This is a genomic window from Alkalibaculum bacchi (assembly GCF_937875145.1).
GTDB classification, from domain to species: Bacteria; Bacillota; Clostridia; order Eubacteriales; family Alkalibacteraceae; genus Alkalibaculum; species Alkalibaculum bacchi_A.
This window is the reverse complement of the sequence record NZ_CALNCS010000223.1, coordinates 1-3641: the sequence shown is the minus strand read 5'-3', so window position 1 is coordinate 3641 and position 3641 is coordinate 1. Positions and strand designations below refer to the sequence as shown.

3 protein-coding genes are annotated in these 3641 nt (G+C 35.9%); all 3 read left to right on the top strand.

Annotation, left to right across the window (positions count from 1 at the left end):
- Nucleotides 1–184, top strand: a 184-nt coding sequence (locus tag Q7P22_RS13095; RefSeq protein ID WP_303864853.1) for a helix-turn-helix transcriptional regulator, incomplete at its 5' end; no start/stop codon positions are given.
- Entirely contained in the window at nt 177–2147 is a 1971-nt protein-coding gene (locus Q7P22_RS13090) for a site-specific DNA-methyltransferase (protein ID WP_303864851.1), read from the top strand. The genes Q7P22_RS13095 and Q7P22_RS13090, both read left to right, overlap by 8 nt.
- A 14-nt stretch (nt 2148–2161) precedes the next feature.
- Nucleotides 2162–3641 (top strand): type III restriction-modification system endonuclease (locus Q7P22_RS13085; protein WP_303864849.1); only part of this gene is annotated, 1480 nt, incomplete at its 3' end.

Below are 3641 nucleotides of genomic sequence, written 5' to 3'. Positions count from 1 at the left end.
GAAAGATTTGCAACGCCTTTCCGGTGTTAGCTCGGCAACTATCACAAAGCTTGGTAGAAACGAAAATGTAAATACAGAAATACTTCAAAAAATATGCACAGCTTTAGAATGTGATATTTGTGATATCTTAGAGTTTGTTCCAGATAATATTGAGAAAGGCAAGGTGAATGATAGCAATGATTAAGGATATTATGAATGCCAATGATACTGCAGTACCGAACAGCCGAGAAATGGCTATACTAAAAGAAAATTTCCCCTCATGCTTTAGGGCAGATGGGTCCTTTGATATTGAACGGTTTAAGGAATTTTTAAGTGATAAGATTGCTGTCACAGGAGAGGGTTATGAACTCAAGTTTTTAGGAAAAAATTATGCCCGATTGTTGGCTTCAATTGATACTACAACTGTTGTCGTGCCAAACGAGGAACATAACTCAAAACCAGAAAATATGAACAGTGAAAACATCTACATAAGTGGCGATAATCTTGATGGGTTAAAGCATCTCTTGAAGTCCTATTCAGGTCAAGTTAAATGTATTTATATTGATCCTCCTTATAACACTGGAACAGATGGATTTGTGTATAATGACCAGTTCAATTTTACTGTGGAAGAGCTTTCGGAAAAACTAAGTATTAGCGAAGAACAGGCACAACGCATTTTAGACTTAACAAAGAGAGGTTCGGCATCGCATTCAGCATGGTTGATGTTTATGTACTCACGCCTCTTACTTGCTAGGGATTTACTTACAGATGATGGCGTAATCTTCATTAGTATTGATGATAATGAATGCCATAATTTAAAATTATTATGTGATGATGTTTTTGGCGAAGAAAATTTTATTGCTGAGTTTCCTAGAATAACTAAGCGTGGTGGAAAATCATCAGAAATAATTGCTAAAAATCATGATTATGTTCTTATGTATTCAAAAACGAATGCACCACTTCTGTTTCCAATAGCCCATAATGACAGTGCCTTTAAACACAAAGATGAGTTTTTTGAGGAACGAGGTTACTACAAATTAAATCAAACTCTTGACTATGATAGTTTACAATATAGTAAGAGTTTAGATTATCCAATTGAGATAGATGGAGAAGTATTTTATCCTGGTTCATCATTAGAATTATATAATGAACGACAATCTGGAATTCATGACACAGCTGACTGGGCGTGGCGCTGGAGTAAAGCAAAGTTTGAATTTGGATACAAAAATGGATTTATTGTTGTAAAGCGCAGTAAAAACGGTAGTAGGCTTTATACCAAAACTTATCAAAAAGCTACTATTGAAGAGAATGATGACGGATACTACATCGAATATGGTGATCGTACTAAGTGTTTATCGACCTTAGAGACGACAGATAATATGTATTCCAATGATAATGCAACAAAAGATGTTGCTTTAACTATTGGGAAAAAAATATTTAATCATACAAAGCCATTAGCACTAATGACTTTACTAGCAAAGCTTAGTACTCAGGATTCCGATATTATTTTGGATTTCTTTTCAGGTTCAGCCGCAACTGCAGAAGCTATTATGAAATTGAATTGCGATGAAAACACTCGAAGAAAATATATCATGGTGCAACTTCCTGAAAAATGTAAAGAAACAAGTTCAGCCTATAAAAATGGTTATAGGACTATATGCGATATTGGTATTGATCGCATAAAAAAAGCCGCTACTTTACTAAAGGAAGAATATCCAGATACAACAGTTGACCTAGGCTTTAAGCACTATACATTGGTTGAGCCTGAGCAAAACACTCTAGACAAGCTTGAAAAGTTTGACCCTACTGAAAATAAATTATTTGCTGACAAAGACATTCTTAGTGATTTTGGAAAACCTACCGTCCTTGCAACGTGGCTTGTTAGAGATGGATATGGACTTACAGCAGATGCTGAGGAGTTAAATTTTGCTGGATACAATGGCTATTATATAGGAAAACATCTTTACCTAATTGACCCTGAATTGTCTAATAAGGCGATTGAAGCCATTGTAGTAAAATATGAAACTGACGGTAGCTTTAATCCTGAGAACGTGGTGTTATTCGGTTATAGTTTTACATGGACGGAAATGGAAGCTTTAAAAATTAATTTGAAACGGCTGAAGGATACGGAGAAAAACTTGCGTATCAACTTCGATATCCGTTATTGATTGGAGGGTATGTTATGGAACTTATTCTACAACGAGGATTACCACACCAACAAAAAGCTGTAGATGCAATAAGTGCTGCTTTGAATGGAGTAGAGATAACTTCTCCTGTACAATTTTATGAAAATCCAAGTATTTCTCTTTCTGATCCTAAACTAGCTGCAAATATTAGAGAAATTCAAAAAAATATACCTTCAGAATATCGAAGCAGTATGCCTATTGGTGACTGCTTGAATATTGATATTAAAATGGAAACTGGTACAGGAAAGACTTACGTTTATACTCATACTATATATGAGCTTCATAAACGTTACGGACTTAATAAGTTTATTATCGCTGTACCTTCACTTGCGATTAAAGCAGGAACTGCACAGTTTTTGCGTGATGAATATGTAAAGCGACATTTTTCCGATGTTTGTGGCTATGGTACAGAGATTGAAGTTGGAGTACTAGAAGCGCCAAAAAACAAGAAAAAGGGACGCTCCTATTTCCCGAGTGTTGTGAGCGACTTTGTAAAAGGTTCTTGCCAGAACACGAAGAAGATTTATGTATTATTAGTTAATATGCAACTACTTGTTGTCCGATCAAATGGTATGCTTAGCCGTGACGACTATGATTATGGAGTAGAAGGTTTTTATAGACCACTTGATGCTATTCGTGCAACAAACCCTGTTGTTATTATTGATGAGCCACACAGATTTTCTCGTGACCAGAAGGCATTTAAGGTTATCGTTGATGAAATAAAACCACAGTGTATTATACGCTTTGGTGCTACCTTCCCTGAAACTACAAGTGGACGTGGAAAAAACAAAATAACCGTAAAAGACTACCAAAACCTGCTCTATGATTTAAATGCCTGTGAATCTTTTAATCAAAATTTGATAAAGGGAGTAACGAAGGAGCATTTTGAACCGGTATCCAAGCGTGAAGAAAAGGTGAAAATCACTTCCATCACAAGCAAGGATTCTGTTACCTTTCAGTATAAAAAGCGTGATGAATCGACTAAAACATTTACTCTTAAAACTGGAGATTCACTATCTATCATTAATGAAGCTTTTGAGGGAATTACGGTTCATGCTATTGGCAAATCAACAGTTGAGTTTTCTAATGGTATTCAAAAGTCAACTGGTGAGGAATTGGATGTGGATATCTATATGACCTCTTATCAAGAGCAGATGATGCGTCTTGCTCTTGAACGTCATTTTGAGACAGAAAAAACAAACTTCTGTGGTCGCAACTTCAAGATAAAGACACTGGCATTATTCTTTATCGATGATATATCATCATACCGACCAAACGAAGAAGGTAAAACCCCTTATCTATTACAAGCATTTGAGAGATTGCTTAAGGAACGGATAGAATTAATGCTATCTACCCTCGGTGAGCATGATACAGAATATCGGGCATATCTGGAAGCAAGTCTTGCAGATATTTCTGCTTGCCATGCAGGCTATTGTTCACAGGACAATAGCGATTCGGATGAAGATATAGCAAAAG

Excerpts from the sequence above, each read along its gene's own strand:
- Q7P22_RS13090 (WP_303864851.1), top strand. The coding sequence starts at position 177 with ATGATTAAGGATATTATGAATGCCAATGATACTGCAGTACCGAACAGC.